At 47.8% G+C, this 14870-nt stretch carries 13 protein-coding genes and 1 pseudogene; 10 read left to right on the top strand and 4 right to left on the bottom strand.

The genetic code is table 11. The annotated features are described in order from the left end of the window. Positions 1-33 precede the first annotated feature (33 nt). Positions 34-285 carry a helix-turn-helix domain-containing protein gene (locus ACN0R8_RS03285; protein WP_417595039.1) on the bottom strand — a complete coding sequence of 84 codons (252 nt, stop codon included), beginning with the start codon at positions 283-285 and terminating at the stop codon, positions 34-36. A 189-nt stretch (positions 286-474) separates the two neighbouring features. On the opposite strand from ACN0R8_RS03285, the gene ACN0R8_RS03290 reads away from it, so the two are divergent. From ACN0R8_RS03290 to ACN0R8_RS03310, 5 genes and pseudogenes are all read left to right on the top strand, one after another. Further along, the gene (locus ACN0R8_RS03290; RefSeq protein WP_417595041.1) at positions 475-1170 is read left to right on the top strand and encodes an XRE family transcriptional regulator; all 696 of its coding nucleotides are present in this window, start codon (positions 475-477) and stop codon (positions 1168-1170) included. Between the two features lie 398 nt (positions 1171-1568). Beyond that, positions 1569-4358 carry a type VI secretion system Vgr family protein gene (locus ACN0R8_RS03295; RefSeq protein ID WP_417595043.1) on the top strand — a complete coding sequence of 930 codons (2790 nt, stop codon included), beginning with the start codon at positions 1569-1571 and terminating at the stop codon, positions 4356-4358. A 2-nt stretch (positions 4359-4360) separates the two neighbouring features. Continuing rightward, positions 4361-6127 carry a DUF2169 family type VI secretion system accessory protein gene (locus ACN0R8_RS03300; protein ID WP_417595045.1) on the top strand — a complete coding sequence of 589 codons (1767 nt, stop codon included), beginning with the start codon at positions 4361-4363 and terminating at the stop codon, positions 6125-6127. After that, the gene (locus tag ACN0R8_RS03305) at positions 6124-7050 is read left to right on the top strand and encodes a pentapeptide repeat-containing protein (RefSeq protein ID WP_417595047.1); all 927 of its coding nucleotides are present in this window, start codon (positions 6124-6126) and stop codon (positions 7048-7050) included. Before ACN0R8_RS03300 ends, ACN0R8_RS03305 begins: the two co-directional genes overlap by 4 nt. Next, positions 7047-7229 (top strand): annotated as a pseudogene (locus ACN0R8_RS03310) (pentapeptide repeat-containing protein); the annotation flags it as partial. The gene ACN0R8_RS03305 and the pseudogene ACN0R8_RS03310, both read left to right, overlap by 4 nt. Here the strand turns inward: ACN0R8_RS03310 and ACN0R8_RS03315 are convergent. After that, positions 7146-7553 (bottom strand): hypothetical protein, encoded by a 408-nt coding sequence (locus ACN0R8_RS03315; RefSeq protein ID WP_417595188.1) that lies wholly within the window; start codon positions 7551-7553, stop codon positions 7146-7148. The pseudogene ACN0R8_RS03310 and the gene ACN0R8_RS03315 sit on opposite strands and share 84 nt — an antisense overlap. Before the next feature lie 24 nt (positions 7554-7577). Between ACN0R8_RS03315 and ACN0R8_RS03320 the strand changes: the two genes are divergently transcribed. The 3 genes from ACN0R8_RS03320 to ACN0R8_RS03330 all read left to right on the top strand — a co-directional run bounded on the left by ACN0R8_RS03320 (position 7578) and on the right by ACN0R8_RS03330 (position 9311). After that, entirely contained in the window at positions 7578-8135 is a 558-nt protein-coding gene (locus ACN0R8_RS03320; RefSeq protein WP_417595184.1) for a pentapeptide repeat-containing protein, read from the top strand. 64 nt (positions 8136-8199) lie between these two features. Continuing rightward, complete coding sequence (locus ACN0R8_RS03325) at positions 8200-8610, top strand: PAAR-like domain-containing protein (protein ID WP_417595049.1); 411 nt, start codon at positions 8200-8202, stop codon at positions 8608-8610. A 5-nt stretch (positions 8611-8615) separates the two neighbouring features. Further along, positions 8616-9311 carry a DUF3540 domain-containing protein gene (locus ACN0R8_RS03330; RefSeq protein ID WP_417595051.1) on the top strand — a complete coding sequence of 232 codons (696 nt, stop codon included), beginning with the start codon at positions 8616-8618 and terminating at the stop codon, positions 9309-9311. 75 nt (positions 9312-9386) lie between these two features. Here the strand turns inward: ACN0R8_RS03330 and ACN0R8_RS03335 are convergent, their stop codons facing one another. Both ACN0R8_RS03335 and ACN0R8_RS03340 read right to left on the bottom strand, forming a co-directional pair. After that, a complete protein-coding gene (locus ACN0R8_RS03335; protein ID WP_417595053.1) occupies positions 9387-11531 on the bottom strand; it encodes an SLC26A/SulP transporter family protein in 2145 nt (714 codons plus the stop codon). 275 nt (positions 11532-11806) lie between these two features. Next, on the bottom strand, positions 11807-12325 hold the full coding sequence (locus tag ACN0R8_RS03340) for a MarR family winged helix-turn-helix transcriptional regulator (protein WP_417595055.1): 519 nt from the start codon (positions 12323-12325) through the stop codon (positions 11807-11809). Between the two features lie 259 nt (positions 12326-12584). On the opposite strand from ACN0R8_RS03340, the gene ACN0R8_RS03345 reads away from it, so the two are divergent. Next, positions 12585-12878, top strand: a complete 294-nt coding sequence (locus ACN0R8_RS03345; RefSeq protein ID WP_417595057.1) for a hypothetical protein — start codon at positions 12585-12587, stop codon at positions 12876-12878. Positions 12879-13181: 303 nt separating this feature from the next. Then, positions 13182-14789: a glycerol-3-phosphate dehydrogenase/oxidase gene (locus tag ACN0R8_RS03350; protein ID WP_417595059.1), complete on the top strand. Its 1608-nt coding sequence runs from the start codon at positions 13182-13184 to the stop codon at positions 14787-14789. Positions 14790-14870: the final 81 nt, after the last annotated feature.

Here is a 14870-nt window from a genome sequence, read left to right on the forward strand (position 1 = left end):
ATGTTCTCGCACAGGGTGCAAAAAGTTCGTAAACTAAGCGGCAATACGTGCCGGATAACGGGAGGGCCAGATCTCTTCCGGGGCCAAACCCAAATAGTTCGCAATGATTTTTTCGACTTTTGGGTAGCGCACGTCGAACACGTTGTACAACGTGCGGGAATTGGCGTAACCGTATTGGCGTCCCAGCTCTGCCAAGGTGGTGCCCTTTTTGCGGATGGCCGCCAGAATATCCTGGCGATGCCAATCTTCCGGTTGAGATGAGTGAGTCTGATTAGTCTTGCTCATTTTTTTCGCTCCGTTTTAGTTACTAATTTGTAAGGGTTAAGCTGAACACTTGCCCTAAAGGTTATACGCAAAAACGCGAGCTATCAAGCATAAATGCGAGTTCTTTTTCTTTTTGATCTCTCATTTTTGCAAGAACTCGTTTAACCCATTGTTTTTATTGGGTTTTATTTATGGCTTTAGGGCTAAAAAATGAATAAGAACTCAGTTCCGTTGCTTACAGCGGGAATCGGAACTCGCATAAGTGAGGTTTCGCCTCGCGTTGGCGGGAAAAAAGAACTCGCAAAAATGGCGGGCTTATCAGAGTCCCAGCTACACAGAATTGTTTCTGGTGATAGCGTTGCCAAAATCGAAACCATTGTGGCTATAGCGAAGGCTGCAAATGTTTCCTTGCAGTGGCTTGCAACAGGTGAGGGACGTATGGTTTTAGGAGATGACCAGGCAGGGTCTGAAGCCTCAGAACTGGAAGAAGAGTTCGCCCTGGTGCCGGGCTATAACGTTCAGGTATCGGCGGGGCATGGCGCGCTGCCGGATGCCTTTGAAAAACCAACCCGTAAGCTGGCCTTTCGCCACAAATGGCTGAGGTTTCGCGGCCTGCGCGTTAAAGACCTGGTGCTGGTGTTCGCTAAGGGGGATTCAATGGAACCCACCATCAGCGACAACAACACCCTGATGGTAGACACCAGCCAGCGGGATCTGCAGGATGGCAATATCTACGTTATCCGCACAGATGGCCATCTGATCGTTAAGCGCGTGCAGCAGCTGCTTAATAGGAACGTGCTGTTTATCAGTGACAACAAAAGCTATGAGAAGATGGAAATCACCCAGGCTGAACTGGCCAGCCTGGATATAATCGGTAAGGTGGTTTGGATCGGCAAAGATATGTGATTTGAAACGCCCAGAAACACCCTGGCAACACCAAGCCCATCAAAAAGGGTGTTTCTTAAATCTATCGCGTAAATGCACGGTATCTGCTGAAAAGTTCGCAAAACCAATTTCAGCTACAAAAAAGGGGCTGCATCTCTACAGCCCCCGTCATACCTTGTTATTCACATAATCCCGCTGTCATTCACATAAACCCGGATCATTCTTAATATCAGTGCTTAAATACAGCCAGTTCAAAAAAATGCATTTTTTTAATTAAAAGTATCTGCTTAGGAGTAGGATATAAGAGAATTTACTCCTGAAAAAAATAACTACAGTGCAGAAAACCCCAAACAAAACATTAGAATAATTACTCTCTTTTTTTCATCATCTTTAATATTAGAAAAAACAGGTATTAAATTATGGGTCTGTCTTCCGATGTCAATTTCTCATTTAAATGTGACAACTATGCGGATAATGAATTCCGGGTATTACAGTTCTCAGGCTCTGAATTATTAGGCGACCTGTTCCAATTCGATATCCAGTTAATCAATTACTCGGAAAGCCTGAACGCCGAAGACCTACTCGATGGCAACTGCACGTTAGAGATCGATAGTTATGGAAAAAAACGATCTTTTAAAGGCATTTTATCGAATTTTAACTACCTGAAAGCGACAGAAAACGGCTACCTCTATCAGGCCACCCTAGTGCCCAGGCTTTGGTTACTGACGCAGTTCACCACCAATGAGGTCTATCTCGGGCTGACATTATCTGAAACATTAACACTAATTTTTGATGAGGCAGGGCTGACTGCCGATGAGTATGACCTGAGCCTTATATCAGGTTACAGAAAATGGGATTACCGGTGTCAATTTGGTGAAAGTCACTACACATTCCTGAAGCGCATCACTGAAAGAGAAGGCGTTTACTTTTATTTTGACCAAAAAAGCCAAGCTGTTTTTTGTAATAAAAACAACCAGCACCCCCAAGATTCATACCAGGCATTATATTCAACCGTCACAGGTAATTCATATTCAGATGGTATGCCTGTTATTTTCCAGTGGACGAAGAATATACAAAGAGTTCCGAAAGAGGTCATTGTAAAAGACTACAATAATGACCAACCATCAGTTGATCTATCTGCAAAAGCACTGATTGACAGTTCAGGCATGGGAGAGGTTTTTCGATACTGTGACAACCTCCTCGATCTCGAGGAAGCCAAGGAACTGGCCGATATCCGGGCCGAAGAACTTCTTATGCAGAAAACCCGTTTTTTTGGCAGCTCGCTGGACGTTGAAATATCGCCGGCTCACCCGATACATCTCCAGGGACATCCCTTAGGGCAACTCAATATCGAATACACACCGATATCCGTAAGCCATAACGGCTATGCGCCTGATTTAAGCCAGATTCATCAGACCCACGAGCAACCCTACAGTAACACGATTCAATCTATTGCCGCCGATACCCAGTTCCGACCGGAGCAGCGAACAGAGAAGCCCCGCTTTTATGGCGTTCTGAACGCTATTATCGATTCAGAAGGTGACGGTCAATACGCACATCTCGATAGCCGTGGACGCTACAAAGTGGTTTTACCCTTTGACCGCAAAGGTCGGGATGGTGCTCAGGCATCCTGGTGGATTCCGATGTCTCAGCCCAACGCCGGTGATAACAGCGGCATGCACTTCCCTCTGCTGAAAGGTGCTGAAGTCCTACTGAGTTTTATCGGCGGCGACCCTGACCGCCCGGTGATCACCGGGGCTGTGCCCAATGCCTCCAAGCCAAGTATTGTCCAAGAAGATAATCATACACAGAACAAGATTAAGACGGCTGCTAATAACATTATTGAGATGGAGGATGAGGCAGGCTCCGAGAGGATTAAGCTTTTCTCTCCCAACAGCAACTCATACCTGCATTTGGGTGCAGCAAACCCGGTAGATGCCAACGGTATTATGATGATGACCGAAGGAGGCTTCTATCAGGAAGTTGTCAGCGGCTCACAAATTACAATGACAACCCGTAAGAAAACCGATGCGATCCCTGAAGGGCTCTTAAACGCCTCTGATCAGGCAAATGACTTAATCGATGAAAGTACACTGGATGGCGATATCTTCCTAAAAGGGGATGATAACGGAAAGCTCAGTGACAAAATTGGAGATGAGCGAACCGGTGAATACCACTTCGTACGCATAAGCGGCGAACAATACACCTGGACCGATGGTAATACCTATACCTTTGGCGGCTCCAAAGATTTTAACTATGGCAACGGTTATGAAGTTAGTTATGTGAAAACCGAAGGCCGGACTAAATGGGATGGCAGCTTCGAACTTGATTACTTTTCAATACCCGGCTATGACCCGGATAAGCTGCTGATCGGCAAGACCATTGGTGATACCTATGACTACCAAGCTGGTAACAAAGAAGAGGTCTATTTCGGCCTGGATGAAGTGAGCCGAGGGGCCACATTGGCAACAACAGAAGTGAAAGCTACGGGTGTGAATACTTCGGCAAGTATCTCAGCACTCAGCTTTAACTTTGAGGCGGCAGGCGCTAAAGTCGATTTCAATGTTGCCCCAATTACTGCCGACATCCATTTTGGCCATAAATTTGAAAGAAGCGAAGCCAGTCAGGATATAACAGGAGTTCAAGGCGTTACAGTCTCATCAGCGGTGAAAGTTGGGCTTTATGCATCACCACTGGCAGGCTCTGCAAGCGCTCCGCCCACTACAGACTGGGCTGCAGCCGTCAAAGACTCAGCAACTATATTAACCAAGCTATCCCTTTCCCAACAAGCGATAGACGATACCAACTCTGGCGGCTCACTTGAATTAACCCCTGCTTCAGCAAAATTATCAGCTACCCCAGCCACAACGTTAACGATGAACCCTTCAGCCCTTGATCTAAAAACCGCTACAAATCTCAGTATGGAAGGCACAATTCAAGCAGACCTCAACGGAGGCAGAGTCAATGTTAAAACTACTATGGGTCCTTTGACCGTAGCGAGTGCAAACTTACTCAGCTTAAAAGCCGCTACGACAGCGAGACTCGAAGGCACCGCCGCAGCAGTAATCACTGGCGGCACGGTTACGACTAAAGCTAAAACAGCCCTTACCCTGCAAGGCGCTACAATTAACATGAAGTCCAAGGCCCTGGGAACGATTAATGGTGGGGGCATGCTTCAAGTCAAAGCCGGCGCGGTGCAAATAGGCTAATTATGACGCAACTGATCGCACCGCCGGAAATTACAATCCAAACCCTTCCTTACGCCTGGAAGGGCAAACAGAGGCTGGCTGTCAGTCTGATGCTGGCAACACCCATCGACAACCATCAACCCTACTCCACCCAGGATGCCTGGAACGGTATTATGGAGGTGATTCCTAAAGCGGAATGTTTTGACCTGGGCTATCCCAAACCCCGTGGCGAGGTTTTGGTTTACGGCAGTTATTACGCACCGGATGGTTATGCTATTAGTGCCGACAATGTGCGCCTGAAGGTCGGTAAGGTCGACAAACAACTGATTGTTACCGGTGAGAGGCTTTGGAAGAAAATTCTGACACCCACAACTCCAGAACCTTTCAGCAAGCTCCCTCTTACTTACGAGCACGGTTTTGGCGGTGAAGAAGACGAAAAAAACCCTATAGGTAAAGGTTACCCCCTAAAGCCCGATGAGCCTATGCCACAACTGGAATACCCTGACCAACTACTAACCCAGAAGCGACAAAGGCCTCAACCGGCCGGTTTAAACGCCACATCCGTCGACTGGATGCCCCGCAAAAAACTCTGGGGCACCTATGACGAGCTCTGGCAGGAACATGACGCTCCTTTCTTAGCCCGTGATCTTAGTCCGGATTTTTTTATGCAGGCGGCGCAGGATCAGTGGTTTGAGCACTACGTGCCTGACAACACCCCGATCCTGTTGGAAAATATGCACCCTCATCATCGGAAAATTGAAGGTCTGACACCGGACTATCAGCTGCAGTTCCTGGCAGAAATAAAGGGCCAAACCTCCCTGCATCAGGCAGTGACCGACTCACTTATATTATTGCCTGATATCAACATGCAAGTTGTTATCGCCCGAGCCGAACTTGAGATCGCCTCCATCGATGGCAGCGAGGTAACGGCACTACTGGCTTCATATTCCGCCATCAATCAACCTGAAAACCGTACCTTACAACACTTTTCCAACCACCTGCAGCTCAGGCGCAGCGACACCATTACCGATGAAGAGATTCTTGACTACAGCCCTTTGCGGCCTTTACGGGTCAAAGAGCCATTAACCCCTCTGGTAATACCCGGACCGGACAAAACTGAAATTGCACGCCCCGGAACGTTGACCCTAGCTGCACTGGCGGCTGCAGGAGGACTTGCCGGCAAAATGGCGGTGGCCGCTGCAAAATCAGCGGGGGGCGACCAGGGTTCGAAAGACGCCACCATCACAGATATGGAAGCCTCTGCCACGAGTAAATCCACAGCGGTAGCCGATAAGATCACCGCCGCCCAAGCAGAGCAAGTTGCGGATGCCTTAAAGACACAATTTGAAGCGATGGGTTTGACCGATCAGCAGCTCAACGAGCTAATACAGGCGGAGCCAGACCAGATTCCAGTATTGATTAACCAGATGTTAGCCCAGCTTTTCCCCGATCAGGCACTCCCTGACCCTGAAAACCCTGAAGCTGATCCCTTGGTACAGGAGCAGCTTAACCGTGCAGGAGAACTAGCCGATGCCAACAGCAGAGCTATTCCTGAAAGCGGCAATGCGGCTATAGATAACGAGATTGCCAGGGCACTGGCCAAGCCTGGACAATCTCCTGACTTTGCGACCCTGGAGCCTTTGGTAGAAGACCAGCTCAACCGGGTGTCCGAGGAATTAGCTCAACTTTATGATGCTTATCCTGGGGATAAGAGTGAATTAGACCAACCCAGTGATATAGGCACCAAGGCAATTTTAAATCTGCTAAAAGGCTTATCAGGAAAATCATGAATCTTGAAGCGTTTATCCAACAGGTCCAGGGAGATACCTTGCCCGCTGAAGGCATACTTGAAAATGCCATACTCAATCAGATCAACCTGATTCAGCTTGATCTTTCAGGCTGGAGCTTCTCCCGTTGTCACTTTAATGAATGTACCTTATCTGAAATGCAACTCGCCAGTAGTCAGTGGAACGAGTGTCAGTTTAGGGCGTGTGCTTTTACTCAAACTCAATTCAGCAACAGCTTGTTTATCAACTGTCAGTGGTCAGAATGCCAAAGCGAAAAGAACCAGTGGCAAGGCTGCGAATGGATAGAGTGCCAGCTGAACGGCGTAAAAAATGCAAATGACGCCTTTGTCGGAGCAAACTTCAGTCAGACCCATTTCAGTAACTGGCAAACCGAGCACTGTGACCTTAGCGACGCCTCTTTTCTGGAATGTAACCTGACCACAACCATTCATCGTGAGCTCTATTCCCCAAGATGCAGCTGGCTGGACTGCAACCTGCAACACAGCCAGTTTATCCGAGCAAACCTTGAAAACGCTCGCTTCCTTGCCGCCTGCCAACTGGAGGGTGCAAACTTCACCGCCGCTTATCTGGTGAATGCCAGTTTTGCTGAAGCAAAGCTGAGCAAATCCCATTTTGATGAAGCAGAGCTTCACAGCACCAACTTCAGTGACTGTGTGTTAACAGAAGCCTCACTTAACAGAATCAATGCCGAGCGAAGCGTCTGGGTCAGGGCTGATTGTTCCTCAGCAGATTTCTATGGCAGCCTGCTAACCTACACCCTGTGGCTGGAAGCGGACCTGAGATCGACCGATTTCGAAGCCTGCAACCTTTACAGTGCAGACTTTTACCTGGCAACTTTTGGTAAAACCGGGTTTAAGAGATCAAACCTTGATCAGACGCAATTGGAAGAGTGGCAACCCTCATGACAACGGCTCCCGTAACTCAGCTAACTGAAGCGCTTCAGTTCCAGATCAAATCTGATGAAGAAATCCTCGATCGGGTTTTCCAAAAAGAAACATTTTCAAGCACAGACCTCGCGGTAGCCCGTTTCAGCAACTGCCGGTTTGAGCAGTGTCGCTTTGAGCAGTGTGATCTGCGGGAAAGTGTTTTCGCCACCTGCCAATTTAGCGATAGCCAGTTTATTCGTTGTGATTTTGAGAGTAGCCAATGGCTGAAAAATGAGTTCACTCGCTGTCTGTTTACGGAATCCGATCTCAAGCACAACCAGTGGCTGGCGTGCAAATGGCTGCACTCCCAGTTCAATAAAACCAATTTCCTGCACGCATCCTTTGAACAAAATAGCCTGGAACAATGCCAGTTCACTGGTTGCCATTTCGGACATACCACCTTTTTCGAATCTGACCTGACCCAGTGCTCCAGCACGGAAGGGATGACAGAGCGCCTTAGCCTTTACCAGTGCAAAATGCATCCTTTCCCTTTCATGGAAAATAGTTTGACAAAACTACTGATCGCCGAAGCAGATCTTACAGGTGTCGATTTTGCAAAGCGGGACTTGTCTATGACTCAGTTTATGAATTGTATTCTGAATAACCTCAAAGCAGATGGCGCAACCCTGGTTCAAACCAATCTTTCCAACTGCAAGCTTAACAAAGCTCAAATGAATGGGATTCAGGCGACAGGGGCTTTAATGACCGGGTGTGAGCTGAACCATGCAACCCTCAATAATAGCCAGCTTGATCAGGCAAGCTTTCAAAATGCGCAGATGAACCGGGTTCAGTTAAAAAACTGCCGACTGGACATGAGTCAGCTGTCGGATGTGCAGCTGCAGCACGCAAATCTTGCAAACTCTGTATTAACCTATTCAGATCTTAGCAACGCAAATCTTTATCAGGCGGTACTGACAGGATGCGAACTGACACGATGCAATCTCCATAATATAAAGGTTGAAGATACGGACTGGACAGGTAGTAACCAACAGGATGCCTTGCCGACCGATGAAAAAAGACTCAAAGCAGAGTTATGGCAAAAACCCCTGCCAAGAAAACACTAAAAGCAGCAAAAACAGTTAAAATAAATTCAGAAGACCTCTATTGGCATATCAGCAAGGATTTCATATGTTCGCCAACAGTCAACAAGGTGCCATGAGCATGATGATGCCGGATGTGTGTAAAGTCCCCGCACCTCCGGCCCCGCCTATACCCATGCCTTTTCCGAATCAGGCCAACAGTATGATGGCGAACCCCAGCACGGCATCAACCAAAGTCATGATGATGAATATGCCTGCCCACTCCCTGAAGACCCTTGTCCCCTTAAGCATGGGGGATACGCCAGGTGTAGCCGGCGGCCTTATCTCCAGTAAGATCATGAGTGAATGCCGCCATATGCTGGGCAGTATGAAGGTTATGATTCAGGGCCAGCCAGCGACTAAACTCAGCGCAATGACTGGTCAGAATGGAGCGCCTCAGAACGGCCCACCGGGAACCACCATTAAACCGGCACAATCTAAAGTCATGCTCATGGGGTAATCAAGATGTCAATATATTCAGAAAACCGTTCGGCAGAACACAAAGATAGCCATGCAGCAGCTCATCCGGTTTTATTGCATGGCAATAAGCTAATGACAGCAGATGTTATCTCGGTTTCTTCAGATAATGCAGCCGGACTGATGCTGAAGGCACCCATCGGAGTGATTAAGGCCCAGATTGCATTCAGCTGCCATACCCAGCCGGAAGAGGGTGACACTGTACTTCTGGCAGATTCTGATACAGGCTACTTTGTAACAGATATTCTCACCCGCCTGAACCCAAGCCCTGCAAAGCAGAGCTTTCCCCAGGGCGTTGAGCTAAAAAGCAGTAAAAAAATATCACTGGAAAGCCATCAAGAGATAGCAATTAACAGCACAGGAAAAACATCCTTAACCGCTGCAGATTTCAGTTTGGCAGCACTTAGAGGCAGGGTACGGATACTTGATCTGGTCGCGCTGATATCAGAGTTTAACGGTCGTTTCACAAAATTATCATGGATCAGTGACTGGGCGGAACAGAAGGCCGGCACCTTCAGGCAACGCTTCAAACGCAGTGACAGAAAGGTTGAAGAACAGGATGTACAAAAGGCAGGCAGCCTTATCCAACAGGTCGACAAGACCGCTTCGCTTCGAGCTGAGCATACGATCATAAAAGCCCGTAAAGATGTACAGGTGGATGGTAAGCGAATCCATATGGGCTAAAGCGCTTTACTGAAATATCAAACAAAAATGCCGCTTGCGATGAAGCGGCATTTTTTGCTGGGCACAGAGCCCGGATTAATCGAACAGTTCTTCAAGAACCTTGTTCGAATCACTTAGGCGCTGAGTCAGAAGCATCACCACAAAGCGGTGCAGACGAACAGCCATAAGCTGGTTATGGGTCTCCATCTCCTGCAGAGACTTAGCGGTCAGGCGCATAAGCTGAGTATCCACGACTGCAGTGGCTGAAGCAGTACGGATACCGCCAGTATAAACACCCATTTCACCAATAATGGTTCCCGGCATCATGGTTTTCAGGCGCTGACGATTTTCTTCGCCTATCTCCAGTTCAATATCCACCTTGCCCTTGGTAATTAAGTAAAGGGCATCAGCTTTATCACCCTGCTTAATAAAGGTTTCACCGGCTTTAGCATCTACAGGCTCAAAATAACGCACAAGATGTACCACCTCATAAGGCAGCAGATCTAGCCGCTCCTTGAGCACAGATTCCAGTGTATATTCACCCGACTCATTCGTTGGCAAACGACTGATTAGTTCGTTCTCACACCACTCCAACGCACGATCCCAGTTAACAAATAAGCCTGCCGTATCCATCAGGCCTCGGGTTGTAAGCTTGGTTTCTTCACCATCCTCAAGCATCTTCAGGTCAGAGGATTCCAGCAGTTGCTTCAACTCATAGGGTACCGCTGTCAATATCAGAATAATATTTCTCTGCACACATGCCCGGTGCAATCGAAGCAACGCATTTGCTGTTGAGGAATCTGTGCCACTGACCCGCGAAAAATCAAGAATCATAAAAACACAGGGAGGCTGGAGCATTGTCTTCAATTCTTCCAGTAACGTATACGCCGTGCCAAAGAACAAAAAACCTTTCAGGCGTACGACCCGAACCCTGTTGCCATATTTCTCCAGTGCTTTTTTATGACGTAAAGGCCGCTCTACACGACTGCGTAACGTTGTGGCATCTGTATTATGATGGATAACCCGCAAGCGACTGTATTGGCGGACAAACATAAGAATCGTAATCAGGGTGCCCAGCAGCACCGCGGGTAAAAAACCACTCAGAATGATCACGGTGAAGATCAGAGCAATAATCTGATAATCCATCATTCCAAATCGACTACGGGATTGGTACAGCCACTGATCCATAAAAATCAGCCCCTGATATACCAACACTACAGCGACTGCAGGTAATGGCAAATAAGCCCAGACAGAGCTACCTGCCAGACAGAAGAGCAGCAGAATAAGAGCCGCAATAATGGCAGGAGACTTACCCTGTCCTCCCATTTGTTGATTCAGTGTAGTCTGACTTAAAGACAAAGATGCTACAGAGCCACCCATCAAGCCAGTCAGCAGGTTAGCGCCCGATGCAACTTTCAGCTCTTTATCCAGATCAATACTATCCCCAACGGTCAGTTCAAGAGATGTCGCCTGAAGCAGCATGGAAAAGACGCTGATTAATGCCAGCGTAAGAATCCCGCCCCAAGGTAAATTAATCGCATCAGAGACGCCAATGCGATCATATCTGGGCAGCCAGTTCATAGACCAGAAAGAGAGTGTCCGGCCATCGAAGAACCAGCCACCAGACCACTCAGGGAAACCAGCACCGAGTAAATTAAACAGGAAGATAAGAATCAAAAAACCTGTCGGCAACACCATAGAGCCGCCCAGCTTTTTCTGAGCAAAAAAAAGTAAACCACCAAAAAAGAGAACCAGCCACACAGAAGGGTTAAGTACCAGGTCAAGGCTGAGCAATTCCGGCTGAACCAATCGAATGCCACCGCTGAAAAACAGCCAACCAACCCCGGCAAGAAAGCCTGCCAGTACAGGCAGAGGCAAATACCGAATCACACGCCCCAATCGTGCCTGTCCCAGTAAAATCATCACTAAAGCGGCCAGTAAGGTGCCGCAAATCATAACCAGGCGAATATCCTGCTGAGCTATCGTTTGCTCTGCAACAAGAGCTGCAGTCATAGCTACAGCACTTGGTAATGGGATCGCAGCCATGCCATCCCGTGAACTAAAGAAGCCAATAGCCAGTGTTGCGATAACAGCCGTCATCAGCAGTGTGGTGATACCCGCCTGAAATTGACTGTAACTGCCGCCACCAAAAAGTAAGGATGCAAACGATAACGAAAGTACCGTACCTATCAGACCTAACATCACTCCGGATGAGAGATTACGCATTGCAGATGTGAACATGGGTTCCCTAATTCTTATTCCAGATTAGCGTGCGAGTATTTAATGAGCCAGAACCAAAGGTTACACTGGATAGTGCTTTTCCATGTAACCATGACATACTTTACCTGAAATCAGACTCCCCTGAAATCAAGCTCTCTTTTGGGCTAGGGCAAACTTTCATATTCAAACAGCCTTGGTATTTGCCATAAAACAGATACAAACCATCTTGTTAGTACCATTTTTTCTTAATAACCAGTGAAGTATATTCAGAGAATTAGACGCGTTAGTTTTCCGGCTCATTTTTCTCCGGCAATTACTCTCATCTGGCTATCCAGCTTATTCATCAGACGATGTAGTAGCACACGTTCCTCTTCTGCCAAAGTAGCCACCAAACAGCTCTCCCACTCCAGCGCTTTCGGAATAATGGAATTATACAGCTTAATACCCGCCTGGGTGAGGCTCAGATGACTGACTCTGTGGTCCAGCTCATCCCGCTCACGATGCAGATAGCCTTCCTGACCTAGTTTATGTACCGCCCGGGAAACTTTTGCCTTATCCATTTTGGTGCGATGACTGATATCCGTAGAGATCATTGTGGCTTGTTGCCCTAACAAAGCCAGAATACGCCACTCAGACAAACTAACACCGAACTCAGAGGAATACACTGCCGTCAGATTGCTACTGATCTGATCGGCAAGCTGGTTAAAGCGATATGGAAGATACTGCTCAAGTTGCAAAGAAGAGCTGATAGTCTGATCGGGTGAATCCCTGAAATCCTGTTCAGGTTTATCTGCAAAATGCTCAGGCGCTTGCATCAAATTCTCGTTTATTATTGTCAGCTGAGTTTAGTTCGAGGCGATAGTAAGACTTTGGTCGCATCAGGAAGAGTTTATTATAGTCGTATTACTCTTACCTTCAAAGCAACTCATCATAAAATCTATGCTGGACCAACATAACAGAGCGTTAAAACTGAAGGATTTCAGTGCCTGTAAAATCTGCTATGCTGCACATCTTCTATGCCTTGATCTGATACCGATTCCCGATAGCCTCCCCCCAGAAAACAGGAGCATCCACGTGCCCAACAATCAACGTCCCCGTATCACCGCTATGACAGCTGACGGCGAAACAATTGAGCTGAACAATATCAGTGAGCTACACCTGGAATGGGATGAAGGCTTGCCTGCAACACTACTTTTATCTCCGGATCACCTTCAGGGCCCCTCATTGACATTAGAAGTTGGCAGCGCTGAAGATGAAGCTGACAGCCTGACCGAGTACGGCATTATCACCATACGCCCTGGGGCCAGCAATATTGTAGATATCAGCATTGAAACGGAGTCCGTTGACGACAGTAACGACGTTAGTTAACCGAAATGCCCATAGCCATCAGAGCTGTCTCAACTGTATTGCAAATCATCAGGGGTACCGGGTCAGAGATCAGTTTAACCAGGCTATCCGCAGCCTAAAAAATAGTGGAGAACTGAATAAAATTATTCCGGATCGCTACGACTCATCCGACTGGATTGATTCATTGCTATTTTTTCAACAAAACTTACACATACATACAACCAAAATCCGCTACCCAGTCCACATAGGCTGTGCCACTCTGTAACAAAACAGCAAGATCGTCAGATAATTTAGCAAACAGCGTCAATACAAGGAGTTCTATTTATGCTTCCGGAACATTGGTCAGTAAAGGGGCGGGCTGAAACCTTGCACCATCTGGCGGATAAAGAGTGGGATATCATTATTATTGGCGGGGGTATATCTGGGGCGGGCTTATTATTCGAAGCCAGCCGCAGAGGATACCGGGCCCTACTCCTGGAAAAGAATGATTTTGCGTCCGGTTCATCAAGCCAGTCCAGCAAACTGGTTCACGGCGGCATCCGTTATCTAGCAACAGGTCAACTAAGCCTGACCCGAAATGCCGTTCAGGCAAGAGAGCACCTGTGCCAGCAATTACCAGGTTTGGTTGAGCATCTGCCATTAGTCATGCCCCACTACCGCAATCACCTTCCGGGGCGCTTTAAATTTCGCGCTCTGATGTGGCTTTATGACCTTCTGGCGGGGAAAAAGTATCATAAAGGGCTGAGCGTTGCCGATATTCAAAAAGCGGCGCCAAGCCTGCGCAGCCAGCAGTGTTATGGCGCTACTCAATTTAAAGATGCCATCACAGACGATGCCCGCCTGACGCTTAGAGTTTTACTTGAAGCGGCACACTACGGTGGCAAAGCATTCAATTACTGTAAAGTAGACCGAATCCAACTACTTGAATCGGGCAACCAGTCTGGCGGATTTCAGATTGATATATCCCCCGAAGACCACCCTATGCTCAGCCTTTCGGCCCGGCAAGTCATTCATGCTACCGGAGCCTGGACGCAATCTCCCCGTGCCCATCCATCAGATCCCCATGACGATCCGGTAAAAATCCGGCCATTGCGCGGTAGCCATCTTTTATTTTCCCAAAAGCGACTGCCGTTAGAAAAAGGAGTCTGTCTTGTCCACCCGGACGACAGCCGGCTGATGTTTGCCCTACCCTGGCTGGGGCACTCACTGGTTGGCACCACGGATCTTGATCACAAAGAACACATGGACGATCCGATTCAAATGCAGCAACAGGAGCAGGATTACCTGTTCAAAGCACTTAATCACTATTTTCCTGCCAGCAAGCTGACCCCCAAAGACTGTTTGAGCGTCTGGTCTGGTGTTCGACCCGTGCTTTCAGAACCCGGTAGCAACCCTGAACACAAAGCACCGTCTGATGAGCATCGGGAACATAAACTCTGGTGGCAGGATGGACAGCTGTATCTATGCGGTGGGAAACTTACTACGTTCCAGAAAATGGCCGAAGATGCTATTGATCAGCTGCCATTCAGCCCTCAGACCCCGGTAGCTAAGCCTTGGCCTGATCTTGGTGCAAACAGTCATAACCAGGGTGAGTTCTTACTCATACCGGAAACATTGCACCAAATGTATGGCGCCGATGTCCTGCCTCTTAACAAAATGATACCGGTGGAGCAAAAGGTAGCTGCAACCCCATATTACAAAGCAGAACTGCACTGGGCGCTGGCTCATCTTGCGGTAAAGCACTTGGACGACTTACTGCTGCGCCGTACCAGGATCGGTCTTTTATACGCAGATGGCGGAACCAGCATGAAAGATGAACTTAAAACACTATGTCAGAAGTATATGCAGTGGGATGACACAACATTTGAAGACGAATGGCTACGTTATCAGCAGATTTACCGCAGCTTATACCAACAACCTGATTATAAGTAACCTGGCAGGCATTTTGATTCAGAAAAAAAGGGAGCCCAAAGGCTCCCAAAAGGTTGATGAGTGTGACGAAAGTCATCAGAT

Origin of the sequence: Oceanospirillum sp. (assembly GCF_048265165.1) — a bacterium.
Classification (GTDB): domain Bacteria; phylum Pseudomonadota; class Gammaproteobacteria; order Pseudomonadales; family Halomonadaceae; genus Oceanospirillum.